This is a genomic window from Flavimobilis marinus (assembly GCF_900113055.1).
In the GTDB taxonomy this organism is placed as follows: Bacteria; Actinomycetota; Actinomycetes; order Actinomycetales; family Cellulomonadaceae; genus Flavimobilis; species Flavimobilis marinus.
Window position 1 is genome coordinate 1 of sequence record NZ_FONZ01000006.1, and the last position, 1,391, is coordinate 1,391.

Annotated in this window: 1 protein-coding gene; it reads right to left on the minus strand. The window is 69.2% G+C overall.

Features of this window, described 5'->3' with window-relative positions:
- Positions 1-1,106, minus strand: a 1,106-nt coding sequence (locus BMZ30_RS12900) for a DUF222 domain-containing protein (protein ID WP_143073210.1), incomplete at its 3' end; no start/stop codon positions are given.
- Between the last annotated feature and the right edge of the window lie 285 nt (positions 1,107-1,391).

The window sequence follows — 1,391 nt, forward strand, 5'->3', positions numbered from 1 at the left end:
TGTGCGTTCATGGCGTGAAGGTCTTCGGTGGCGCTGGTGGCGGGGATGGCGTCAGCCCTCGCGGCGGTATTCGCGCCCAGGAGGTGCGTGAGCTCGGTCCAGGACACCGTCACGGTCAGATGCGGCCTGACGGCCGGGGAACCATCGCGAGCAGAACCATCCCGCGCACCCCACGAGTCCTCGCCCACGGCACGGGCACCTTCGGCGAGGCGATCGCCCGCCGGGCCCTGCTCATTGGTGGACCTGAACCGCCCCTCGTCCAGCGCTTGGCGGGCCAGCCCTGCCAGGGCGACCGCGCGCCGCTTGGCCGGGCTCTGCGTGCAGCCCGGCTCGGCCGTGCCCATCACGGCCCCGAGCGCGGTGCGCACCAGCTGACCGTGCTCCTCGGCCAAGAAACCCTGCACGTGGTACCCGCCGATCGTCGGCGACAGGTCCAGATGCTCACGCTCGGACGCGAGCCGGTAGCCCCGCTCGTCCGACTCAGGGTCAGCCACCACCGCGAACCGGCGCGCGATCCGCGTGAAGTCACGCAACGAGTGCCGCCCCGCCAAGCCCAGCAGCACGTCCTCACCACGACGCGGCCGCGTTGGCTCATTCGCATCGACGCTGGACTCGGCGACAGCCTCGTCCGAGTCGACGACCGCAGTCAGCGCCTCCAACCGCGCCTGCGACGTGGCCGCGATGCCCACCACGATCCCCACCTGCTCGGGTGTCACCACCCCGGCGCGGCCAGCTTCAGCGGTGGCGGTCAGGTGGTCACGCAGCACCCGCGCGGTGCGCACATCCCTGCGCGCCGAACCCAACGACACGCGCTCACGCGAGGCCAGCCAGTGCGCCACGGTCCGCACCGGCTCGCTCGCCCACAGGCCATCGGCGTCGATCTGCCCGATCAACCCCAGGCGCTGCGCACCCAGGCGATCGACCACCGCCCGCAGCCGCGGGGAGACCTCCATCGCCAACCCGCCGTCCATCGCCCGCGGGTCAACGGCGGTCAGCTGTTCGACCACAGCCTCCAGCTCCTCGACCAACGCCAGCACACCAACCACAGAACCCGCACCCGCACTAGCAGCACGCGAATTGCGCACATCATTGTTCACGTCGCCCACTGCTATTCACCCCCTGCGGTCACCGAATCACCACGACCACGCTATCGAACGGACGTTCGAGGGGCAAGAGGAAAAGCGCAATTCACAGAAATCTGTGGACAAGCTCAGAAGCGCATTCCCTGTGGAGGGACCTAGAGCACAATTATCCACAAGGCGTGCGCGACGCGCGGGGCGCGCAGAGGTGCGCGCCGTAGGCTCGAGAGCGACGCCGTCGTCACCGATGCTGTTGTCCACCGAAGCTGTCGTCCACCGAAGCTGTCGTCCACCGAAGCTGTCGTCCACCGA